Source organism: Streptomyces sp. TG1A-60 (assembly GCF_037201975.1).
Classification (GTDB): Bacteria; Actinomycetota; Actinomycetes; order Streptomycetales; family Streptomycetaceae; genus Streptomyces.
In genome coordinates this window covers 1,571,049-1,589,665 of the sequence record NZ_CP147520.1, presented here as the reverse complement: position 1 = coordinate 1,589,665, position 18,617 = coordinate 1,571,049, and the positions used below count along the sequence as shown (strand labels likewise).

Genomic DNA, 18,617 nt, shown 5'->3' with positions numbered 1-18,617 from the left:
CCGGCGGTGGCGGCGGTGGCGCCTGATGGTTCTCGGTCACGGTGACTCCCTACCTGCCCGGTCACTCTGACAAGCCGCGCTGACCTGCGCAAGAGATGTTTCGACCGGGGCGTACGGGGCAGCGCGCGCCGTCCTGCCGCCCGAGGTTGACACAACGTCCGAACACCGGGCCCCCGCCGGACACATCACGTGTTGTCGCGTTCCCGGGCGGCCTGGATGCTCGGGATGCCGGAGCAGACCACCCAGGTCACGCAGACCACGACACACGGCCGGGAGACGACCATGACCGCACTGTCGCCGCACCTTCGCCAGGCCACCCCCGTGGTGGCGGCCCGGGGCGAGGGCGTCCACCTCTACGGCGAGGACGGTCGCCGTTACCTCGACTTCACCGCCGGCATCGGCGTCACCAGCACCGGACACTGCCATCCCCAGGTGGTGGCGGCGGCGCAGGAGCAGGTGGCCACGCTCGTCCACGGCCAGTACACGACCGTCATGCACCAGCCGCTGCGGCGGCTCGTGGAGAAGCTCGGTGAGGTGCTGCCGGCCGGGCTCGACAGTCTGTTCTTCACCAACTCCGGCAGCGAGGCGGTGGAGGCCGCGCTGCGGCTGGCCCGGCAGGCCACCGGCCGCCCGAACGTCCTGGTCTGCCACGGCGGCTTCCACGGCCGTACCGTCGCCGCCGCCTCCATGACGACCTCCGGCACCCGCTTCCGGTCCGGGTTCTCGCCCCTGATGAGCGGCGTGGTCGTCACGCCCTTCCCGACGGCCTACCGCTACGGCTGGGACGAGGAGGCGGCCACCAGCTTCGCCCTGAGGGAGCTGGACTACACCCTCCAGACGATCTCCTCGCCCGCCGACACGGCCGCGGTGATCGTCGAGCCGGTCCTCGGCGAGGGCGGATACGTGCCCGCCACCCGCGCCTTCCTGGAGGGCCTGCGGGAGCGTGCGGACCGCCACGGATTCCTGCTGATCCTGGACGAGGTGCAGACCGGCGTGGGCCGCACCGGCCGCTTCTGGGGCCACGACCACTTCGGTGTCACCCCGGACATCCTCGTCACCGCCAAGGGCCTGGCCAGTGGCTTCCCGCTGTCGGGCATCGCCGCCCCCGAGGAGCTGATGAGCAAGGCGTGGCCGGGCTCCCAGGGCGGCACGTACGGCGCCAACGCCGTCGCCTGCGCCGCGGCCTGCGCCACCCTCGACGTCGTACGCGACGAGAAGCTCGTCGAGAACGCCGAGGCCATGGGCGCGCGGCTGCGCCAGGGCCTGGAGGCGGTGGCCGACCGGACGCCGGGCATCGGGGACGTACGGGGCCTGGGGCTGATGCTGGCCACCGAGTTCGTCACCGAGGACGGCGGCCCGGACCCCGAGACCGCCGCCCGCGTGCAGCGCGCCGCCGTCGACCAGGGACTGCTCCTGCTGCTGTGCGGCGCCTGGAACCAGGTCGTGCGCATGATCCCGGCGCTGGTGATCGACGAGACGGCGGTCGACGAGGGCCTTCAGGCGTGGGCGACCGCGGTGGAGGCTGGCACCTCAGGGGCGTCGGACCGATGACGGAGACCGCCGCGCCCGCCACGACCGTGGAGCCGCTGGTCGCGAGACTCGCCGAGACCGCTCCCGGACTGCGTGTGGAGACCGGCCCCGGCGCCACCGGCCTCTACGCCTACGACGCCTCCAACTACCGGGTGCCGCCGCTCGCCGTGGTGTTCCCGCGTACCGCCGACGACGTGGTCGCGGTGGTGCGGGCCTGCCGCGCGACGGGCGTTGCGGTCACCGCGCGCGGCGGCGGCACCAGCATGGCGGGCAACGCGGTCGGGCCGGGCGCCGTCCTGGACTTCTCCCGCCACATGAACCGGATCCTCGACATCGACCCGCGGGCCCGCACCGCGCGCGTCGAGGCCGGGGTGGTCCTCGACGCGCTGCGCGGCGCCACCGCGCCGTACGGGCTGGACTTCGGCCCCGATCCGTCCTCGCACAGCCGGTGCACCCTCGGCGGGATGATCGGCAACGACGCCTGCGGCAACCGGTCGGTGCGGCACGGCCGTACCGGCGGCCACATCGAGTCCCTGGAGATCGTGACGGCAGACGGCGTACGTGCCGTCGCCGACCGCACCGGACTGCGCGCCGCCGACCCGGACGACCCGGACGCCGTGCGGCGCGTCGCCCGGCTCGAAGCGGACGTACGGCGGCTCATCGACGCCAACCTGGCGCCGATCCGCACCGAACTGGGCCGTATCCCGCGCCAGGTCTCCGGCTACCAGCTGCACCACCTGCTGCCCGAGCACGGGTTCGACGTGGCCCGTGCCCTGGTCGGCACCGAGGGCTCCTGTGCGGTCGTCACCGCCGCGACGGTCCGCCTGGTGGCGACCGCACAGGCCGCGACGCTGCTCACCCTCGGCTACGACGACGTCGTGGACGCCGCCGAGGACATCCCGGAGATCCTGCGCTGGAACCCCACCGCCGTGGAGGGCATGGACGAGGCGATCGTCGCCACCATGCGCGCACGCCGCGGCCCCGACTCCGTCACCGGGCTGCCCGACGGGCGGGCCTGGCTGTACGTGGAACTCGACGGCGACGACCAGGCCACGGTGAACACCCGCGCCGCCGAACTGCTGGACGTGCTCAAGGCCCGGGGCCGGACGACCGGCGGGCGGGTCGTGGAGAGCACGGCCGAGCGGCGCTCGCTGTGGCGGGTCCGCGAGGACGGGGCCGGGCTCGCCGCCCGCCTCGTCGACGGCGGGGAGTCCTGGCCCGGCTGGGAGGACGCGGCGGTCGCGCCCGAGGACCTTCCCGGCTATCTGCGGGACTTCCGTACGCTGCTGGCCACACACGGCCTGACCGGTGTGCTCTACGGGCACTTCGGCGCCGGCTGCGTCCATGTCCGCATCGACTTCGACCTCGCCACGGACCCCGGCCGGGCCGCGGCCCGCCGCTTCCTCACCGAGGCGGCGGCCCTGGTCGTCGAGCACGGCGGCACACTGTCGGGCGAGCACGGCGACGGACGGGCGCGCGGTGAGCTGCTGGAGGCCATGTACAGCCACCGGATGATCCAGGCGTTCGCCGCCTTCAAGGAGGTCTTCGACCCCGACGGGCTGCTGAACCCGGGCGTCATCGTGGCCCCGGCGCCCCTGGACGCCGATCTCGCGCTGCACACGCCCTCCGCCGTGCTGCCCGTCGAGTCGCTCTTCTCCTTCCCGCACGACGAGGACGGCTTCGCGGGTGCCGTGCGCCGCTGCGTCGGCGTCGGCCGCTGCCGCAGCGACGCGGGCGGCGTGATGTGCCCCAGCTACCGGGCCACGGGCGAGGAGAACGACTCCACGCGCGGCCGGGCCCGGCTGCTCCAGGAGATGGTGCGGGGCGGGACCGTCCAGGACGGCTGGCGCTCGGCCGAGGTCAAGGACGCCCTCGACCTGTGCCTGTCCTGCAAGGCGTGCTCCAGCGACTGCCCGGTCGGCGTCGACATGGCCACCTACAAGGCGGAGTTCCTGCACCAGCACTACAAGGGCCGGCTCAGGCCGCGCTCCCACTACTCGCTGGGCTGGCTGCCCCTGACCTCCGCCCTCGCCGGCTACGCGGCCCGGCCGGTGAACGCCCTGCTGCGCGGCCCGGTCGGCAGACTGCTCGCCCGCCTCGGCGGTGTGACCACGCGGCGCCGGATCCCCGCCTTCACCTCCCGGCGCGCCCTGCGCGGGGTCCTGCGCGCGGCGCGGACGGCCGAGCCGCCCAAGGCGCTGCTCTTCGTCGACAGCTTCACGCGCGCCTTCCGCCCCGAGGTCGCCGGAGCCGTGAGCCGTGTGCTCGCCGACGCCGGCCTCCCCTGCACGGCCGAGGACGACCTGTGCTGCGGCCTGACCTGGGTCAGCACCGGCCAACTGTCCGTCGCCCGCCGTGTCATGGCCCGTACGGTCGCCCGCCTGGACGACGGCGACGACCGGCCCATCGTCGTCGCCGAGCCCAGTTGCGCCGCGGCGCTCAGACGTGACGTGCCCGAACTCCTCGACACCGACGCGGCCCGGCGCGTCGCGGCCCGCGTCCACACCCTCACCGGCGCCCTCACCGACCTCGCCGCGCCGGACTGGACGCCCCCGGAAATGCCGGACGACGTCGTCCTGCAGACCCACTGCCACGAGTACGCCACCTTCGCCGGCCGCCGCCCCCGCGACCTGCTGCGCCGCCTCGGCGTGCGGAAGGTCGACGAGGCCGAGGGCTGCTGCGGACTCGCCGGAAACTTCGGCTTCGAGGAGCAGCACTACGCCACCTCGATGGCCGTCGCCGACCTGGCGCTGAAGCCCCGTCTCGACGGCCTCGACGAGGACGCACCGGGTGTCGTCGTGGCCGACGGCTTCAGCTGCGCCACCCAGATCGACCATCTCGCCGGAGAGCGGGGCATCCGCGCCCTGCACCTCGCGGAACTGCTCGACCCCGCCGCCGACCGACCAGGAGAGACCCCATGACCGACACACCGACCCAGCTGTTCATCGGCGGTGCCTGGGTGGACGCCGCGGACGGCGCCACCCTGCCCGTCGACGACCCCGCGACCGGCGAGATCCTCTGCCACGTCGCCGACGCCGGCCCGAAGGACGCCCGGCTCGCGGAGGAGGCGGCCGTCGCCGCGCAGGAGTCGTGGGCCCGCGCGGCACCCCGGGCGCGCAGCGAGATCCTGCGGCGCGCCTACGAGATCATCCTGGAGCGCACCGACGAGCTCGCCCACCTGATGACCTCCGAGATGGGCAAGCCCCTGGCCGAGGCCAGGGGAGAGGTGGCGTACGCGGCGGAGTTCTTCCGCTGGTTCTCCGAGGAGGCCGTCCGCATCGACGGCGGCGCCGGGATCCTGCCCGACGGCCGTAACCGCATGCTGCTCACCCGCCGCCCGGTCGGCCCCTGCCTGCTGATCACCCCGTGGAACTTCCCCCTCGCCATGGGCACCCGCAAGATCGGCCCGGCGGTCGCCGCCGGCTGCACGATGATCCTCAAGCCGGCCCCGCAGACCCCGCTCTCCAGCCTGGCCCTCGCCGCGATCCTCAAGGAGGCCGGGCTGCCCGACGGCGTGCTCAACGTCGTCACCACCTCCCGTGCGGGGAGGTGTGCGAACCGCTCCTGCGCGGCGGGCGGATTCGCAAGCTGTCCTTCACCGGCTCCACGCAGGTCGGACGGGTGCTGCTCGCCCAGTGCGCCGACACCGTCGTACGCACCTCGATGGAGCTGGGCGGCAACGCGCCCTTCATCGTCTTCGAGGACGCCGACCTGGATGTGGCCGTGGACGGCGCGATGCTCGCCAAGATGCGCAACATGGGCGAGGCGTGCACGGCCGCGAACCGCTTCTTCGTCCACCGGTCGGTGGCGGAGGAGTTCGGGCGGCGGCTCGCGGAGCGCATGGGCGCACTGGTCGTGGGTCCCGGCACCCGGGGCGGCGTCGATGTCGGCCCGCTGATCGACGGCGCCGGACGCGCCAAGGTCGAGGACCTGGTGGCCGACGCGGTGGAGCGCGGGGCGCGGGTGCTCGTCGGCGGCCGTACGCCCGAAGGGCCGGGCTGCTTCTACCCGCCGACCGTGCTCGCGGACGTGGACCCGGGCAGCCGCCTGATGGACACGGAGATCTTCGGCCCCGTGGCGGCGATCCTCACCTTCGACGACGAGGACGAGGTCGTCCGCCGCGCCAACGACACCCCCTGGGGGCTGGTCGGCTACGTGTTCACCGAAGGCCTCGACCGAGCCCTGCGCGTCAGCGAACGCCTCGACGTGGGCATGGTCGGCCTCAACACCGGCCTCGTCTCCAACCCGGCCGCGCCCTTCGGCGGCGTCAAGCAGTCCGGGCTCGGCCGTGAGGGCGGCCGGGTGGGGATAGACGAGTTCCTGGAGTACCAGTACCTCGCGGTGCCCGTGCGATGACGGTGGCCGTCCTGCCCTGACATCCGCCCCGTCGCGCACCGCGCGGAACGCCCCCGTGCCCGTGCCGGACCGTCCGTCCGGCTCGGCACGGGGCGTCGTGGGGCGCACAGCGCCGCAGACCCCAAGAGGACACAGGGCCGTCCTCCGGCGTGAGACCGCCCTCAGCCCAGATGGCGGGCGGTGATCTCCGCCGCGGTGTCGGTCACCAGGCGTCCCAGCTCGGCGAGCCGGTCGGGGGCGAAGCGGGAGTCGGGCAGGGAGACGGCCACGGACGCCAGTGGCACGCCGTCACCGTCCAGGACGGGTGCCGCGATGGCGCAGATCCCCGGGCGGTACTGGTTGTGGTTGACGGCGTATCCGCGCTCCCTGACGCGCTGAAGCTCCGCGCGCAGCTCCACCGCGTCGGTGATGGTCTCCTCGCCGTAGCCCTCCAGGGCGCCCGCCCGCGAACTCGTCGACCTCGTACAAGTTCGTCCACGGCCTGGCCGGGGCCGCCGAACGGGCCGGCGCCGAGATACTCGCCGTGAAGCGGTCGCGGCAAGCCCCCGCCGGTCGCCTACGAACGTCCCGATCACAGGTAGGTCCAGCTCCGCCCACCCGCATCCGACCGAGCGGGTTCTCGGAAGGCCGGGCAGGTTCCACCGGTCGGGCGCGCTGCCGAGCCACTTCCAGGCAGACAGCCGGACGCTCGCTCCCTCCTCCCACGGTCCTGCCCGCCACGTCCTCACGCCCGGTGGTCTCGGGGCTGGTCGGCATCGTCGTCGTGCGGGGAACGCCGGTGCGCCATGTCTTCCAGGGCGCTTCCTGATCCGTAGTGCGAGCGGGAGATCACACTGAAGCTGCCGTCCGTCTCCAGCACGACTGTGTGTACCAGTTCGAGTGCCCCCGTCCCTTGGGCGCGGATCGCCTGGCGCACTTCGTCCGGCGTGACCCGCTCGCGGCGCATCACGTCATGGAACATGCGGCCGTCGTGCAGCAGCAGAGTCGGTTCGGCTTTCACCAGCCGTCGCACGCTACGACAGCGGACCGATGCCCATGCGGTGACGAACTGCAGGGCCACCAGCGATCCGAACGCGAGAGCCCCTTCCCCGAGGGCTACCTGCCGGTTGAGCAGGACAGTGGCCAGGGTCGAGCCCAGCGCGACGGTGACCACCAGGTCGAAGGCGTTCATCTTCGACAGTGCCCGCTTGCCCGACGCGCGTACGGCGGCGATGAGGATCAGGTAGGCCAGCACGGCCATGACGAGTACGCGGACGAGGTCGTTCCAGGAGTCGAAGAACATGAACCGACCGGTACCCCGCGCGAGAGCGCTTCCCACAAGGAGGAGCACGGCGCGGTGAAGATCAGTCCTGCAGGTCGATGACCACCTTGACGTCGTCCGGCTGAGTCTCGAATGCCCGGGCGGCGTGTTCGAGCGGGACGCGCCTGGTGATCAGACGCTCCAGCCACCTCCTGTCCGCCTTCGCCAGAGCGGCGGCGGCTTGCCGGAAGTGTGTGAGGTTGGCGTTGACGGAGCCGACCACGGCGTCGTTCTGGAGCACGATCTCCCGGTTGATGCTGCCGGCGTCCACGGTGATCCTGCGGCCGGCGGGCGAGACACCCGTCAGGCAGACCACGCCGTACGACGCGGTGCCCGTCAGCGAGGCGAAGACCAGGGCGCTGGCTCCGGTGGCTTCGATGATGACGTCCGGGCACACTTTGTCGATCACCCGCTCTACGTCATCAGTGTGGTAGGTCGCGCCGAGATCCCGTACCAGCGAGGGTTTGGGGCCGCTGCTCACGCGGTCAAGAACGTGCACCTCCAGGCCTTGCTGCGTGCCGAGAAGGGCGGCCAGCAGGCCGATCGGCCCGGCACCGGTGACCAGAACACGCCGAGGCTCGAACCAGGAGCGCCCGCCCACGCGCTCCACCTGCTCCCATGCCTTGGCCACGACCGAGGCCGGCTCCATGAGCACGCCGACATCCTCCAGGTGCGGCTGCAACCTCACGGCGTAGCCGGGCTCCACGCACCACAGCTGGGCGCCGTAGCCGTCGATCTCCTTGATACCGCGCTCGGTGTAGCGGCCGTTGCGGCACATGTCGAACTCTCCCCGGGCGCAGGCACCGCACGGCACGGGGTCGGGGCGGCGCACCACTCCGGCCACCAGGTCACCGGCCGAGAACCCGCTGCCCGGCGGAGCCTGCTCGACCCGGCCCAGTGATTCGTGCCCGAGGACGAGCCGGTCGCGGCCGGGCGGCGCCCACCCGTACGTGCCGCCGGTGATCTCGCGATCCGTTCCGCAGACACCCACCGTCAAGCCGCGCACCAGCAGCTCGCCGTCGGCCGGGGACGGGTCGGGCAGTTGTCGCGGTTCGAGTGAGTTCTGCCGGCCGGGGTGCACGGTCAGTGCGCGCATGGTGTGCCGCCTTTCTCGTGGTCATGTCGTGGCCTTGCCCGCTACCTCGGCCGGGGTCTGTCCAGCGGGTGCCGCCCGAGGCGTGTCGCGAGCAGTCTGCGGATGGCGATCACGGCCGTAGCCGCGGCGATGCTGCCCCACGACGGTTCGTCCGCGAGCCTGATCAGTCCGGCAGCGGTGAGGAAGTCGAGCAGTACGCCCAGTGATACGCGTACCTGCCTGGTGGACATGTAGGCCGCGCCCGCGCCGATCAGGCCTGCCGCCGTTGTCAACACGGCCGCCGTCTGCAGCCAGGTGGTCATGAGGTGGCGGCCTTCTCCTTCTCCTTCCCGTCGAGTTCGGCGCGTTCCTGCGCGATCTCCCGGCCCAGGAAGTAGTTGAGTGCGGTACGGATCGCGGCGATGGCCGCCAGCTGCCCGATCTCCGTGTAGCTCGGCGCCACGGCCGTGCGCAGTACGTCACCGGCGAGCTGGAACTCGAGCCCGAGGACGAGGAAGCGTCCGAGGCTGAGACGGATGCGGTTGAAGCCGGACACCCGTCGGCCGCCTCGCATCCCGGCGAGAAGGAACTGGACGAATGCCCAGACGGCCCCGATGAAGATGATCAATGCGCCGGCGGATTCGATGACTCTGACGAGCAGGCCGATCACATCACGCAGGGTGGACTCGGGCAGCAGTTCCATCGACAGGGGCATGCTCACGGCGGTACCCCTCACACGGGCCCGCTCACCGGTCGTGCGGGTGTCTCACCCACACGGTTCACACCTGAAGCCCACGTCGACGGGTCCGGCGACAAGCTGCGGCCGTCCGCCCCGCACGCGGGACGCACCCCGGCACGCAGGTTTTTCACGCCTCCGTATCCGGGTACCCGGCGTCGTGCGCAACGACCGTCAGCGAGGAGGAACCGATGAGTACGGTGAAGGAAGCGGTGGACGTCGAGGTGCCCGTGCACACCGCCTACAACCAGTGGACCCAGTTCGAGGACTTCCCGAACTTCATGGAGGGCGTCGAGGAGGTTCGGCAGCTCGACGACCGGCACAACCACTGGACCACCAAGATCGGCGGAGTGCGGCGCGAGTTCGACACCGAGATCGTCGACCAGCTGCCGGACGACCGGATCACCTGGCGGGTCATCGGCGGCGAGCCCCGGCAGCGGGGATCGGTGAGGTTCGAACGGCTGGACGACACCCACACCCGGGTGGAGCTCACGATGGAGGTCGAGCCCTCCGGCATGGCGGAGAAGGGGGCGGACATGCTCGGCATGATCGACCGCCGCGTCAAGGGAGACCTGCACCGCTTCAAGGACTACATGGAGCAGCGCGGCGGAGAGACGGGCGCCTGGCGAGGACGTGTCCGGCCCGAAGACCCCGGTTCGGCCTGAGACCGAGGCGCTGTACGGCTTCGGAGCGGGCGCCCCGGGCCACCGTGGCAGGGCCCGGGGCGCCGGACGACCCGCCGCACGGTCGGCGTCCCTCGGTGACTGCACACCCGGTCGACTCGCCCCACCTCCTTGGAGGCGCGAGGGAACCGACGCACGCCGCCCGAGGCCCCCATGCCGTTCCCCGTGGGCCTGATCACCGGCTCAGGCTCCGGGATCGGCCGCGCCACGGCTGTCCGGCTGGCCGAAGCCGGCATGCGTCACATGTTCAGGGCCACCGCCATGCCGATCAGCCCGACCGCTACCAGGGCCACCACCACGATGATCAGAGCGAGCGGCAGCGGTCCCCATCCCTTGCGCAGTTCGGGCGGCTCCGGATGGGAGATTCCGTGAGTGCCCCCTTCGGCGGGTGGAGTCTCACCCGGTGACACCCCACCGCCGCCTGGTTCGAGTCCCGGCGTTCCCCTCGGCTCGGGGTCAGGAGGAGTCGGCTCGGGGTCAGGAGTGGTCATGGCGCACGTTCCTCTCTTACCCAGCCGCCTATGGTTGGCTGGTCGTCCTGGTCGTCCTGGTCGTCCTTGGGGTCGACAGGTGTTTCAGACGTGCCGCGGGGCGGGTGGGCACGCGGCCCCCCGCCCGACGGCGTCGTGGTGGCCGAGAGCGGTCCGAAACCAGTCGGCCCCCGGCTCTCTCGCCACGGTCACAAAAGGACGAGGCCGCGCTACGTGTTGGGCCTCGCCGCGCTGATGTCGCCGAGAGCCGACTCGGGGTCGCGCTCGATGGCCAGGTCACCGATGGAGACGATGCCCACCGCGTGCTGCCCTTCGTCGACGACCGGCACACGGCGCACGGCATGCTCACGCATCACTTCCACAGCGCGGCCCACGTCGTCCTCCGGCGTCACCGTGACCAGATCGTCGCTGCACGCGTTCGCCACGGTCGTACGGTTCGGGTCGCCGCCCTCGGCCACCGCGCGAACCACCAGGTCGCGGTCACTGACGAGGCCGCGCAGCCGCTCGCCCTCGGTGACCAGAACAGCGCCGATGCCCTCGTCCCGCATCATCCGGGCCACGGCCGTCACCGAGGTCTGCGGTTCGACGGTCACCGGGGCACTCGTCATGACGTCGCTGACACGCTGAGTCATGGAACCTTCCCTTCATGGAATGGACGGTTCTTCCACCGCCGCTCAGCCTCCCGAGTACCCGTAAGCCACCGGACCCCACATCGGTCACCGAGGTCGCGCCGATTCGCTCACGCGGACGTCAGGGGAGGCGCGGGGGCCGGCACTCTGACAGGGGCCGGGCCCCGCTGGGTGGGCGTGTGCTTGCCCAGGACCCCGCGCACGTTCCAAGGGGAGCCGGAGCCCCCATCACGCGGTCCGGCCCGTATGCCTCGGTCGGGCGGCGCTCACGACCCGGTCCTCGGGACACATGATCAACCGACTACCCAAGGCTCCGGCATTCCACCGGCTCCGCACAGCTGCTCCGCGGTAGGCGGGTTATCGGCGACGCGGACACGGCCGACCGTCTTACCGGCGCACGTCTGGGCAGCGATCCGGGCCGCCACTACACCAACTTCGGCGGTCCCGCGATGAAGGGGCAACTCGACCCTCTTCCGGCCGTGATGAGACTTCCCCGCCTCAGCCTGGGCACCGTCCCAAGTCCTCCCCCACCTTCAGGCGGTGTCGGGCCCCGTGAGCGCGCTGCCTGCCGGGCCTCCCGGCCCGGCGGTGCCTCGAAACAGCCGGACGCCGGATCGCTACAGGTCGCGGCATTGCGCCGACTTCGGACCACTCACCGTGTTGGTCGATCCGTTGTTCACCGGTGGCTGAGCGTTTCCCCGCACATCAGCGGGCCGTTGATCGTGTTCCCGGCGATCACGTTCCACCCATGCGTCCGCGTCACCGTCACCGGGCCGGTGATCGTATTCGGAGCACATCCCAGCACCGGGTTGCCGATCGTCACCGACGAGGTCCCGGACAACGTCACCGGGCCGGAGATCCGGCTGTCGCAGATCACCACCCCCGCCGCGCCGTCGGCCCGCACCGGGCCGGCGATCACCGCACCGTCCACCTGGAGCGAGGCACCGGCACGCACCGACACCGGGCCCGACACCGTCGCTCCGTCCAGGCAGGTCACGCCCTCGGTCACCGTCAACGGCCCGGCATGCCGACCGGTGATCACCCGGTCGCAGTCGAGGCCGGCATACGCTTCGACCACGTCGAGCATCGCCGTCACCGGACCGTACTCGGTCGAGCCGTGGACCGTGAGCCGGCCGGCCGTGTCGGTGGCGCCGTCCGGTACCGGGTCCCATTCCACCGGGACCGGTGCGGTCGAACCATCGGCCATGGTCAGCACCCGCGCCGAATCCGGTAGCACCACCTCGTCGCTGACCAGTGCGGACGCGTACACGGTGTCCTCCACTACGTGGGACGCGCGACTCTTGGTGAAGATGTCGATCGACGCGTTCGGCTCCCAGGTGCCCGTCATGCCCGGTACGGCGGTGAACAAGGACTGCCATCTCGCCGGCTCCCACGCCAGCACGCCCAAGCCCTGGTTGTCCGGGATGTCGTTGGCGATCTGGAACACGCGCTGGAGGGCGTCCGCCTGACCCTGAACGGTCCGCGGATATGTCGAGTTGGGCATCGGGGCCCCGCCGCCACCCGACGCCGGGTACGAGGTCTCGGCGATATCGATCTTGTACCCCGGGTGCGCCGCCGCCACCGCGTTGATGTTGAGCTCGTAGTGGTCCGGCGACCCGTGGTACTGCGGGTAGTACGAATGGGCGAGAACGTCCGGGTCGGCGCCTTTGGCGTTCACCCGGGTCAGGTACTGATCCCAGAACTCGAGCGTCTTGGCGCCCCGACCATTGCCGATGATGATGTGCGTCTCGACGTCGATGTCCTCGCCCTGGTGGGCCGACGCGTCGCGGACCGCGCGGATCCCTGCCGCGGACAGCGTCGTGAACCGGTCCCACGCCTCCTCGTAGAGCCGCTGCTCCTCCGGGTCGTCGGAGCCCCAGTAGTTCCAGAGCAGGCCACCGCCGGGCTGCGCCTGGTAGATCTCCGGCTGGTTCCGGAAGTACGCCGGATCGGTGGTGCCGATCAACGCCGCCTCACTGCCGTACATGAAGCCGTTGACGATCTCGTTGCCGATCGCGACCTTGTCCGGCGTCGTGCCCTGCTCGATCAGCTGCCCGACGTAGTCGTAGGTGTACTCGTACACCGCCTGGGTCAGGTCGTCGAACTCCAGTTGGGCCCATGCCCGCGGCTTCGGCTGCTTGGACGGGTCGGCCCACGAGTCCGCGTAGTGGAAGTCGATCCCCAGGCCCATGTCCCGTTCGGACTTGATCCACTTGGAGACCTCGAGTGACCGCTTGGGGCCTTGGTACGGGACGGCCGGTACGTCGCCTGAGGACTCGCTGCGAGGCTCGTTGAAGACCCGCAGCCGGACGTACTCGACGCCACGGTCCTGGAGCACGTCGAGCAGGTGGGGACCCGCGCCTTGGTCCTCCTCGGTCGGACTCACCCAGTACTTGCGTCCTTCGGCGACGTCGTTGTCCACCCAGGAGGCATCGGCGCCGAGGATCAGGTCGTCGCGCAGATAGTTGTGGACGCTGAGCTCACTGATTCCCATGGTCGCGCCGGGCGAGGCTCCCGTGAACGTCACCCGCACGAATCTCGTCCCCGGCCGGGTGAAGAGGTCCACCGATCCGCGAGCGGGCCGGTGGTTGGCCGAGTGGTCGGCGATGACGTTCCAACTGTCGCCGTCCGCGGACGCCTCGACCACGTACCGGTAGGCGGCCCCGGTGCCCGGGAAGACGACCCCGACCTTCCTGACGTTGTCGTAGGCGCCGCCCAGATCGAGAGTCAGCCACTGGTTCGCGGACGTGCCATCCGCCATCCACGCGGTCTGGTCGTCCTGGTCGATCGCCAGGTCAGCGGTGGACGCCCCGCTGCTGACGGCGACGCTCGCCCAGGATTTCGCGCTGATGTCGCTCTCGATCGGCGAGATCTCGGCCTCGCCGAAGTGTGCGGAGGCCGGGGCAACCGGCCCGAATGCGGCTGCGCCGCAAGCCAAAACGACCGCGGTCGTGATGCTGAGTGCCGTGCGAACAGGGTGTTTTCGCATCACTGCCTACTCCTCATCTCTGCCCCCGGACAGGAGCAGCTCCAACGGGCCCGGTCCGGTGTGCCCCGCATCGGGCCCGGAGCAGACCCAGGCGCCGGCCGGGGTGCCGGGTGCGCCGCCCGGCGCTCCTGCTTGAGCCGACTTCGGGCCTCGGGCCCGCCCGTTTCAGCCGTGAGTCCACCGCTGGTCGGACCCGCCGTTGCAGGTCCACAGGACCAGTTGGGTGCCGTTCGCGGTTCCGGCGTCATACGCGTCCAGGCACAGGCCGGACCGGGTGCTGGTGATGGTGCCGTTTGGGTTGACTGCCCAACAAATGCGACCCCTGTGCGGGACTCCGGAAGCACGCCGTCACGGGGGTGGATTCGGCGGGTTACGAGACCGGCACGTCGTCCGGTTCGGGCGTGACGGGTTCTGTCGCGACGCGTGCGGCTCGTCGTCGCGACGCCGGAGAGGTCGTTGAGGTTCTTCCGGTTCTGTTGACAATTGAGGACGGTACTAAGGCGCCCGGCATACGGCAAGGCATCAGCCCGCCAGGTACCCGGGTCTCGCCGCAGGGCGGGAACCAGCGCTGATCAGGCAACGACCGCCCTCTGCTCCCAGGTTGGGATCAGTCGACGCGCTGGCGTGAATCGGTCGCATGCGGGGACGGGCAACCGTGACCCTGCGTCGGGGAACCCACTTGATCAAACAGATTGTCACATTCAGTCCGTGCATAGGTCTTGCCGCTCCGGGAGGCCCCTTCTAGCCTCGGTGGGAGCGCTCCCACTCGCCGAAGCGAGACCCCTGCCTCAAGAACGACGTGGGTGAATCGTTTCATCCACGGTGTCGCGGACCACGCAAGCTCTTGCCCCCCACCTCAAGGAGCCGCACATGTCCGTCCACAGTCTGCGAAGAACCCGCGGGCCGGTCACGTTTTTGCTGGCGGTGTTGCTGGCCGCCGTCTCACCGGTCGCCCTGCCCGCGTCCAGCGCGAGCGCGGCCGTGATCGACACGTCCGCCTACTACCAACTGGTCTCACGCCACAGCGGCAAGGCCGTCGACATCTCGGAAGGCTCCACCGCCGACGGCGCCGGGGTCGTCCAGCGGACCCCTGGAACCGCCGCCAGCCAGCAGTTCCAGTTCGTCGATTCGGGCAGCGGGTACTACCGGATCAAGGCCCGGCACAGCGGGAAGGTGCTCGACGTCGAGGGGCGGTCCACGGCCAACGGCGCGAACGTGCTGCAGTGGACGGACAACAACGCCGTCAACCAGCAGTTCGGCGTGGTCGACATCGACAGCCAGTATGTGCAGCTGATCAACCGCAACAGCGGCAAGGCTCTGGACGTCTGGGAGCAGTCGGCGGACGACGGTGCCCGGATCTCGCAGTACGACGACGTCGACGGCTTCAACCAGCAGTGGCGGCTGGTCAAGGTCGGCGGCACCGCCCCGGATCCCGATCCGCCGGCCGGTGAGGCCCTGCAGATGGAGGACCTGAACCGGGGCCTGGTCTCGGTGCGTTCGGGCTCGAACAATCTGGTGTCCTGGCGGCTGTTGGGCACCGAGAGCTACGACACGGCGTTCAACGTGTACCGCAACGGCACGAAGGTGAACGGCTCGCCGGTCACCGACTCCACCAACTACCTGGACGGCGGCGCCCCTTCGGATGCCTCGTACACCGTGCGCGCGGTGGTGAACGGCACGGAGCAGCCGGCTTCGGAGTCCTCGCTGCGTTTCACCGGCGGCAACCACCTCGACGTGCCGCTGTCCTCGCCCGGTTCGGGTTACACACCGGTGGAGGCGAGCCCGGGTGACGTGGACGGCGACGGGCAGTACGAGCTGATCGTCAAGTGGGACCCGAGCAACGCGAAGGACAACTCGCAGTCCGGCGTGACCGGCAACGTCTACATCGACGCCTACCGGCTGGGCGGCCAGCGGCTGTGGCGCATCGATCTCGGCCGCAACATCCGGGCCGGGGCGCACTACACCCAGTTCCAGGTGTACGACTACGACGGCGACGGCCGGGCCGAGGTTGCCCTGAAGACGGCGGACGCCACGCGCGACGGCCAGGGCACGGTCATCGGCAACGCAGGCGCCGACCACCGCAACTCCAGCGGCTACATCCTGGCCGGGCCCGAGTACCTGACCATGTTCAACGGTCTGACCGGCGCCGCGATGTCCACCGTCACCTACGACCCGCCGCGCGGCAACGTCTCCTCCTGGGGCGACAACTACGGCAACCGCGCGGACCGCTTCCTGGCCGGCACCGCGTACCTCGACGGCCGGCGCCCGTCCCTGATCATGGCCCGCGGCTACTACACCCGCGCGGTCATCGCCGCCTGGGACTTCCGCAACGGGCAGCTCGTCAAGCGCTGGACGTTCGACTCCAACGCCTCGGGCAACGGCGCCGCGTACGGCCAGGGCAACCACCAGCTGTCCGTCGCCGACGTCGACGCCGACGGCCGCCAGGAAATCGTCTACGGCTCCGCGACCATCGACGACAACGGCCGCCTGATGTATGCCACTGGCTTCGGCCACGGCGACGCCCTGCACGTCGGCGACTTCGTGCCGGGCCGCGCCGGCCTGGAGGTCTTCTCCATCCACGAGGCGAGCAACCAGCCCGGCTCCGACCTGCACGACGCCCGAACCGGACAGGTCATCCACCGCACCCCCACCAGTGGCTCCGAGGGACCGGGCCGCGGCGTCGCCGGTGACATCCACGCCGGCAACGCGGGCGCCGAGTTCTGGGGCTCCGGACCGAACATGAGCAACCTGCGCAACTCCTCCGGCGGCAACGTCGGCCGCAACCCGTCCTCGGCGAACTTCCTCGCCTGGTGGGACGCCGACCCGGTGCGCGAACTGCTGAACGGCACCCAGATCGACAAGTACGGCACCGGCGGCGACACCCGGCTGCTCACCGGCAGCGGCGTGGCCTCCAGCAACGGCACCAAGTCCACCCCGGTGCTCTCGGGCGACCTCTTCGGCGACTGGCGCGAGGAAGTCATCTGGCGCCACTCCGGCAACAACGCCCTGCGCATCTACGCCACGTCCACCCCCACGACCACCAAACTGCACACCCTGGCCCACGACGCCCAGTACCGCACCGCCCTGGCCTGGCAGAACACCGCCTACAACCAGCCGCCCCACCCCGGCTACTTCCTCGGCGCCGGCATGACCCGCCCGCCGCAGCCCGACATCTACGTGCGCTGACGGCACCCCGTCGGCACGCGGGGAAGGAACAACACCGCCAGGCCGGCCGGGACAACCCCCGGTCGGCCTCGCGGTCCCCATGTGCAGGGGGCCAAGGCGAAACGTGAAGGTGAACAGGGTGAGGACAACACCCACATCGTCTCCCACCGAACACCTGCGTCAAAGGCAAGGGAGTCCTCACCGTTCCGATGCGCCGCATGTGGAGCCGACACGGCTTCCGTCAGTCCAGGGCGCCGAAGACCTGGACGCCGGCCCCCACATCAGCCGACCAACCACCCGCTCATCTCACACCAGGAGTCATGTGATGCGACGACGGACATTCCTCAGCCTGAGCGCGGCCGGAGCGACGGGCGTGGGCCTGTCTCTGGTCGGCGCGGGACAGGCACCGGCCGCCGTCGGGCCGCTGGACACGGCGCCGACCACGCCGTTCGCGGTCGGCGTGCGCCGGTACAACTGGACCCGCGGCAGCCGCCCGTGCACCACCTACGTCTACTACCCCGCAACCGGCACCCCCGGCGGCAACCCGGTGACCGACGCCCCCGTCGCCAACGGCGTCTTCCCCGTCTACAACATGACCCACGGCTACGGGAGCAGCCCGCAGAACTCCCTGTTCATCATCCGGGCCCTGGCCTCGGCGGGCTTCGTCGTCCCCGCCCCGCACTTCAACCACAACTTCAGCGACGTCAACAACGGCAACACCTCCAAGGACGTCTCGCAGATCCTCACCAACACCCTCGCGCTCAACGCGAGCGGACCGCTGGCCGGGCACGTCAACACCGGCATCGGGGTCGGCGTCTCGGGCCACTCCCTGGGCGGCATGGTCACCCACGGTCTGCTGACCTCCTGGCCCGACAGCCGGATCATCTCCGCCAACCCCCAGTCCTGCGTGGACATGGGCAACCCGTCCAGCTCCGTCTCGGCCAAGGTCCTGTTCGTGCACGGCGACCGGGACTCGACCACGTCGTACTCCTCGGCCCGGCAGGCGTACTCGGAGATGACCTGGCCCAAGGCGTTCCTCACCTTCGTCGGCGGCAGCCACACCAGCTTCTGGAGCGACCAGCGCTTCCCGAGGACCGTCGTCGACTGGGCCCGCTGGACCATGTACGGCGACACCGCCGCACGCGACCGCCTCCCCGCCGACGCGTCCGGGTCCAACACCAGGTGGGAAGCCCAGCTGGGCGACACCCCTGGCGGCCCGGCCCACTACCGCCTGGTCGCCCAGCACAGCGGCAAGGCGGCCGACATCAGTGAGGCATCCACGGCGGCCGGGACGAGACTCATCCAGTACAGGGCCGGCAGCGGAACCAACCAGCAGTTCGAGTTCCTGGACTCCGGGGACGGCCACGTCCGCATCAGAGCCCGCCACTCGGGCCTGGTGCTCCAGACCGCCGGCAACGAAGGCGGCGCCGACATCACCCAGCAGTCCGACACGGGCGCCGTCGGCCAGCAGTGGAGGGTCGTCGACCACGGCGACGGCACGGTCAGCCTGGTCAACCGGGCCAGCGGCCTGGCCATGGACGTCTGGGAGTACTCCACCTCTGACGGAGCCCGCTTTTCCCAATGGACCTACACCGGCAACGCCAACCAGCGCTTCACGCGCCAACGCGTCTGAGCCCACCGGCCGGGAGCCCAGCTCAAGCGA

Annotated in this window: 13 protein-coding genes and 2 pseudogenes; 6 read left to right on the top strand and 9 right to left on the bottom strand. The window is 70.9% G+C overall.

The features are described 5' to 3' along the window. The first annotated feature begins 282 nt into the window (after positions 1 to 282). The 3 genes and pseudogenes from WBG99_RS06390 to WBG99_RS06380 all read left to right on the top strand — a co-directional run bounded on the left by WBG99_RS06390 (position 283) and on the right by WBG99_RS06380 (position 5,886). Complete coding sequence (locus tag WBG99_RS06390; RefSeq protein ID WP_338895377.1) at positions 283 to 1,551, top strand: aminotransferase class III-fold pyridoxal phosphate-dependent enzyme; 1,269 nt, start codon at positions 283 to 285, stop codon at positions 1,549 to 1,551. Continuing rightward, positions 1,548 to 4,451, top strand: a complete 2,904-nt coding sequence (locus tag WBG99_RS06385) for an FAD-binding and (Fe-S)-binding domain-containing protein (RefSeq protein WP_338895376.1) — start codon at positions 1,548 to 1,550, stop codon at positions 4,449 to 4,451. The genes WBG99_RS06390 and WBG99_RS06385 overlap by 4 nt, the downstream gene beginning before the upstream one ends. After that, a pseudogene (locus tag WBG99_RS06380) lies at positions 4,448 to 5,886 on the top strand (NAD-dependent succinate-semialdehyde dehydrogenase). The gene WBG99_RS06385 and the pseudogene WBG99_RS06380 overlap by 4 nt, the downstream one beginning before the upstream one ends. A 161-nt stretch (positions 5,887 to 6,047) precedes the next feature. Here WBG99_RS06380 and WBG99_RS06375 read toward each other — a convergent pair. From WBG99_RS06375 to WBG99_RS06355, 5 genes are all read right to left on the bottom strand, one after another. Beyond that, positions 6,048 to 6,284 carry an IclR family transcriptional regulator C-terminal domain-containing protein gene (locus tag WBG99_RS06375; RefSeq protein ID WP_338895375.1) on the bottom strand — a complete coding sequence of 79 codons (237 nt, stop codon included), beginning with the start codon at positions 6,282 to 6,284 and terminating at the stop codon, positions 6,048 to 6,050. 326 nt (positions 6,285 to 6,610) lie between these two features. Then, positions 6,611 to 7,168, bottom strand: a complete 558-nt coding sequence (locus tag WBG99_RS06370; RefSeq protein WP_338895374.1) for a YetF domain-containing protein — start codon at positions 7,166 to 7,168, stop codon at positions 6,611 to 6,613. A gap of 61 nt (positions 7,169 to 7,229) precedes the next feature. Beyond that, entirely contained in the window at positions 7,230 to 8,282 is a 1,053-nt protein-coding gene (locus WBG99_RS06365; protein ID WP_338895373.1) for a glucose 1-dehydrogenase, read from the bottom strand. A 41-nt stretch (positions 8,283 to 8,323) separates the two neighbouring features. Continuing rightward, complete coding sequence (locus tag WBG99_RS06360) at positions 8,324 to 8,584, bottom strand: hypothetical protein (protein WP_338895371.1); 261 nt, start codon at positions 8,582 to 8,584, stop codon at positions 8,324 to 8,326. Further along, on the bottom strand, positions 8,581 to 8,976 hold the full coding sequence (locus WBG99_RS06355) for a DUF1622 domain-containing protein (protein WP_338900243.1): 396 nt from the start codon (positions 8,974 to 8,976) through the stop codon (positions 8,581 to 8,583). Before WBG99_RS06355 ends, WBG99_RS06360 begins: the two co-directional genes overlap by 4 nt. Positions 8,977 to 9,188: 212 nt before the next feature. Between WBG99_RS06355 and WBG99_RS06350 the strand changes: the two genes are divergently transcribed. Next, positions 9,189 to 9,662 carry an SRPBCC family protein gene (locus WBG99_RS06350; protein ID WP_338895370.1) on the top strand — a complete coding sequence of 158 codons (474 nt, stop codon included), beginning with the start codon at positions 9,189 to 9,191 and terminating at the stop codon, positions 9,660 to 9,662. Between the two features lie 257 nt (positions 9,663 to 9,919). Here the strand turns inward: WBG99_RS06350 and WBG99_RS06345 are convergent, their stop codons facing one another. The 4 genes and pseudogenes from WBG99_RS06345 to WBG99_RS06330 form a co-directional block, all read right to left on the bottom strand. Then, a complete protein-coding gene (locus WBG99_RS06345; protein ID WP_338895369.1) occupies positions 9,920 to 10,171 on the bottom strand; it encodes a DUF6480 family protein in 252 nt (83 codons plus the stop codon). A gap of 209 nt (positions 10,172 to 10,380) precedes the next feature. Continuing rightward, positions 10,381 to 10,803 carry a CBS domain-containing protein gene (locus WBG99_RS06340; RefSeq protein ID WP_338895368.1) on the bottom strand — a complete coding sequence of 141 codons (423 nt, stop codon included), beginning with the start codon at positions 10,801 to 10,803 and terminating at the stop codon, positions 10,381 to 10,383. Between the two features lie 673 nt (positions 10,804 to 11,476). Continuing rightward, entirely contained in the window at positions 11,477 to 13,789 is a 2,313-nt protein-coding gene (locus WBG99_RS06335; protein WP_338895367.1) for a glycosyl hydrolase 53 family protein, read from the bottom strand. Between the two features lie 165 nt (positions 13,790 to 13,954). Further along, positions 13,955 to 14,098, bottom strand: a pseudogene (locus WBG99_RS06330) (RICIN domain-containing protein); the annotation flags it as partial. A 561-nt stretch (positions 14,099 to 14,659) separates the two neighbouring features. Here WBG99_RS06330 and WBG99_RS06325 point away from each other — a divergent pair. After that, positions 14,660 to 16,975, top strand: a complete 2,316-nt coding sequence (locus tag WBG99_RS06325) for an RICIN domain-containing protein (protein WP_338895366.1) — start codon at positions 14,660 to 14,662, stop codon at positions 16,973 to 16,975. Positions 16,976 to 17,279: 304 nt separating this feature from the next. Continuing rightward, the gene (locus tag WBG99_RS06320; RefSeq protein WP_338895365.1) at positions 17,280 to 18,587 is read left to right on the top strand and encodes an RICIN domain-containing protein; all 1,308 of its coding nucleotides are present in this window, start codon (positions 17,280 to 17,282) and stop codon (positions 18,585 to 18,587) included. Positions 18,588 to 18,617 lie beyond the last annotated feature (30 nt).

What these genes read in the sequence shown, in the direction of transcription:
- WBG99_RS06390 (WP_338895377.1), top strand. Translation starts at nt 283, where the DNA reads ATGACCGCACTGTCGCCGCACCTTCGCCAGGCCACCCCCGTGGTGGCG.
- WBG99_RS06385 (WP_338895376.1), top strand. Translation starts at nt 1,548, where the DNA reads ATGACGGAGACCGCCGCGCCCGCCACGACCGTGGAGCCGCTGGTCGCG.
- WBG99_RS06370 (WP_338895374.1), bottom strand. Translation starts at nt 7,168, where the DNA reads ATGTTCTTCGACTCCTGGAACGACCTCGTCCGCGTACTCGTCATGGCC.
- WBG99_RS06365 (WP_338895373.1), bottom strand. Translation starts at nt 8,282, where the DNA reads ATGCGCGCACTGACCGTGCACCCCGGCCGGCAGAACTCACTCGAACCG.
- WBG99_RS06360 (WP_338895371.1), bottom strand. Translation starts at nt 8,584, where the DNA reads ATGACCACCTGGCTGCAGACGGCGGCCGTGTTGACAACGGCGGCAGGC.
- WBG99_RS06355 (WP_338900243.1), bottom strand. Translation starts at nt 8,976, where the DNA reads ATGCCCCTGTCGATGGAACTGCTGCCCGAGTCCACCCTGCGTGATGTG.
- WBG99_RS06350 (WP_338895370.1), top strand. Translation starts at nt 9,189, where the DNA reads ATGAGTACGGTGAAGGAAGCGGTGGACGTCGAGGTGCCCGTGCACACC.
- WBG99_RS06345 (WP_338895369.1), bottom strand. Translation starts at nt 10,171, where the DNA reads ATGACCACTCCTGACCCCGAGCCGACTCCTCCTGACCCCGAGCCGAGG.
- WBG99_RS06340 (WP_338895368.1), bottom strand. Translation starts at nt 10,803, where the DNA reads ATGACTCAGCGTGTCAGCGACGTCATGACGAGTGCCCCGGTGACCGTC.
- WBG99_RS06335 (WP_338895367.1), bottom strand. Translation starts at nt 13,789, where the DNA reads ATGCGAAAACACCCTGTTCGCACGGCACTCAGCATCACGACCGCGGTC.
- WBG99_RS06325 (WP_338895366.1), top strand. Translation starts at nt 14,660, where the DNA reads ATGTCCGTCCACAGTCTGCGAAGAACCCGCGGGCCGGTCACGTTTTTG.
- WBG99_RS06320 (WP_338895365.1), top strand. Translation starts at nt 17,280, where the DNA reads ATGCGACGACGGACATTCCTCAGCCTGAGCGCGGCCGGAGCGACGGGC.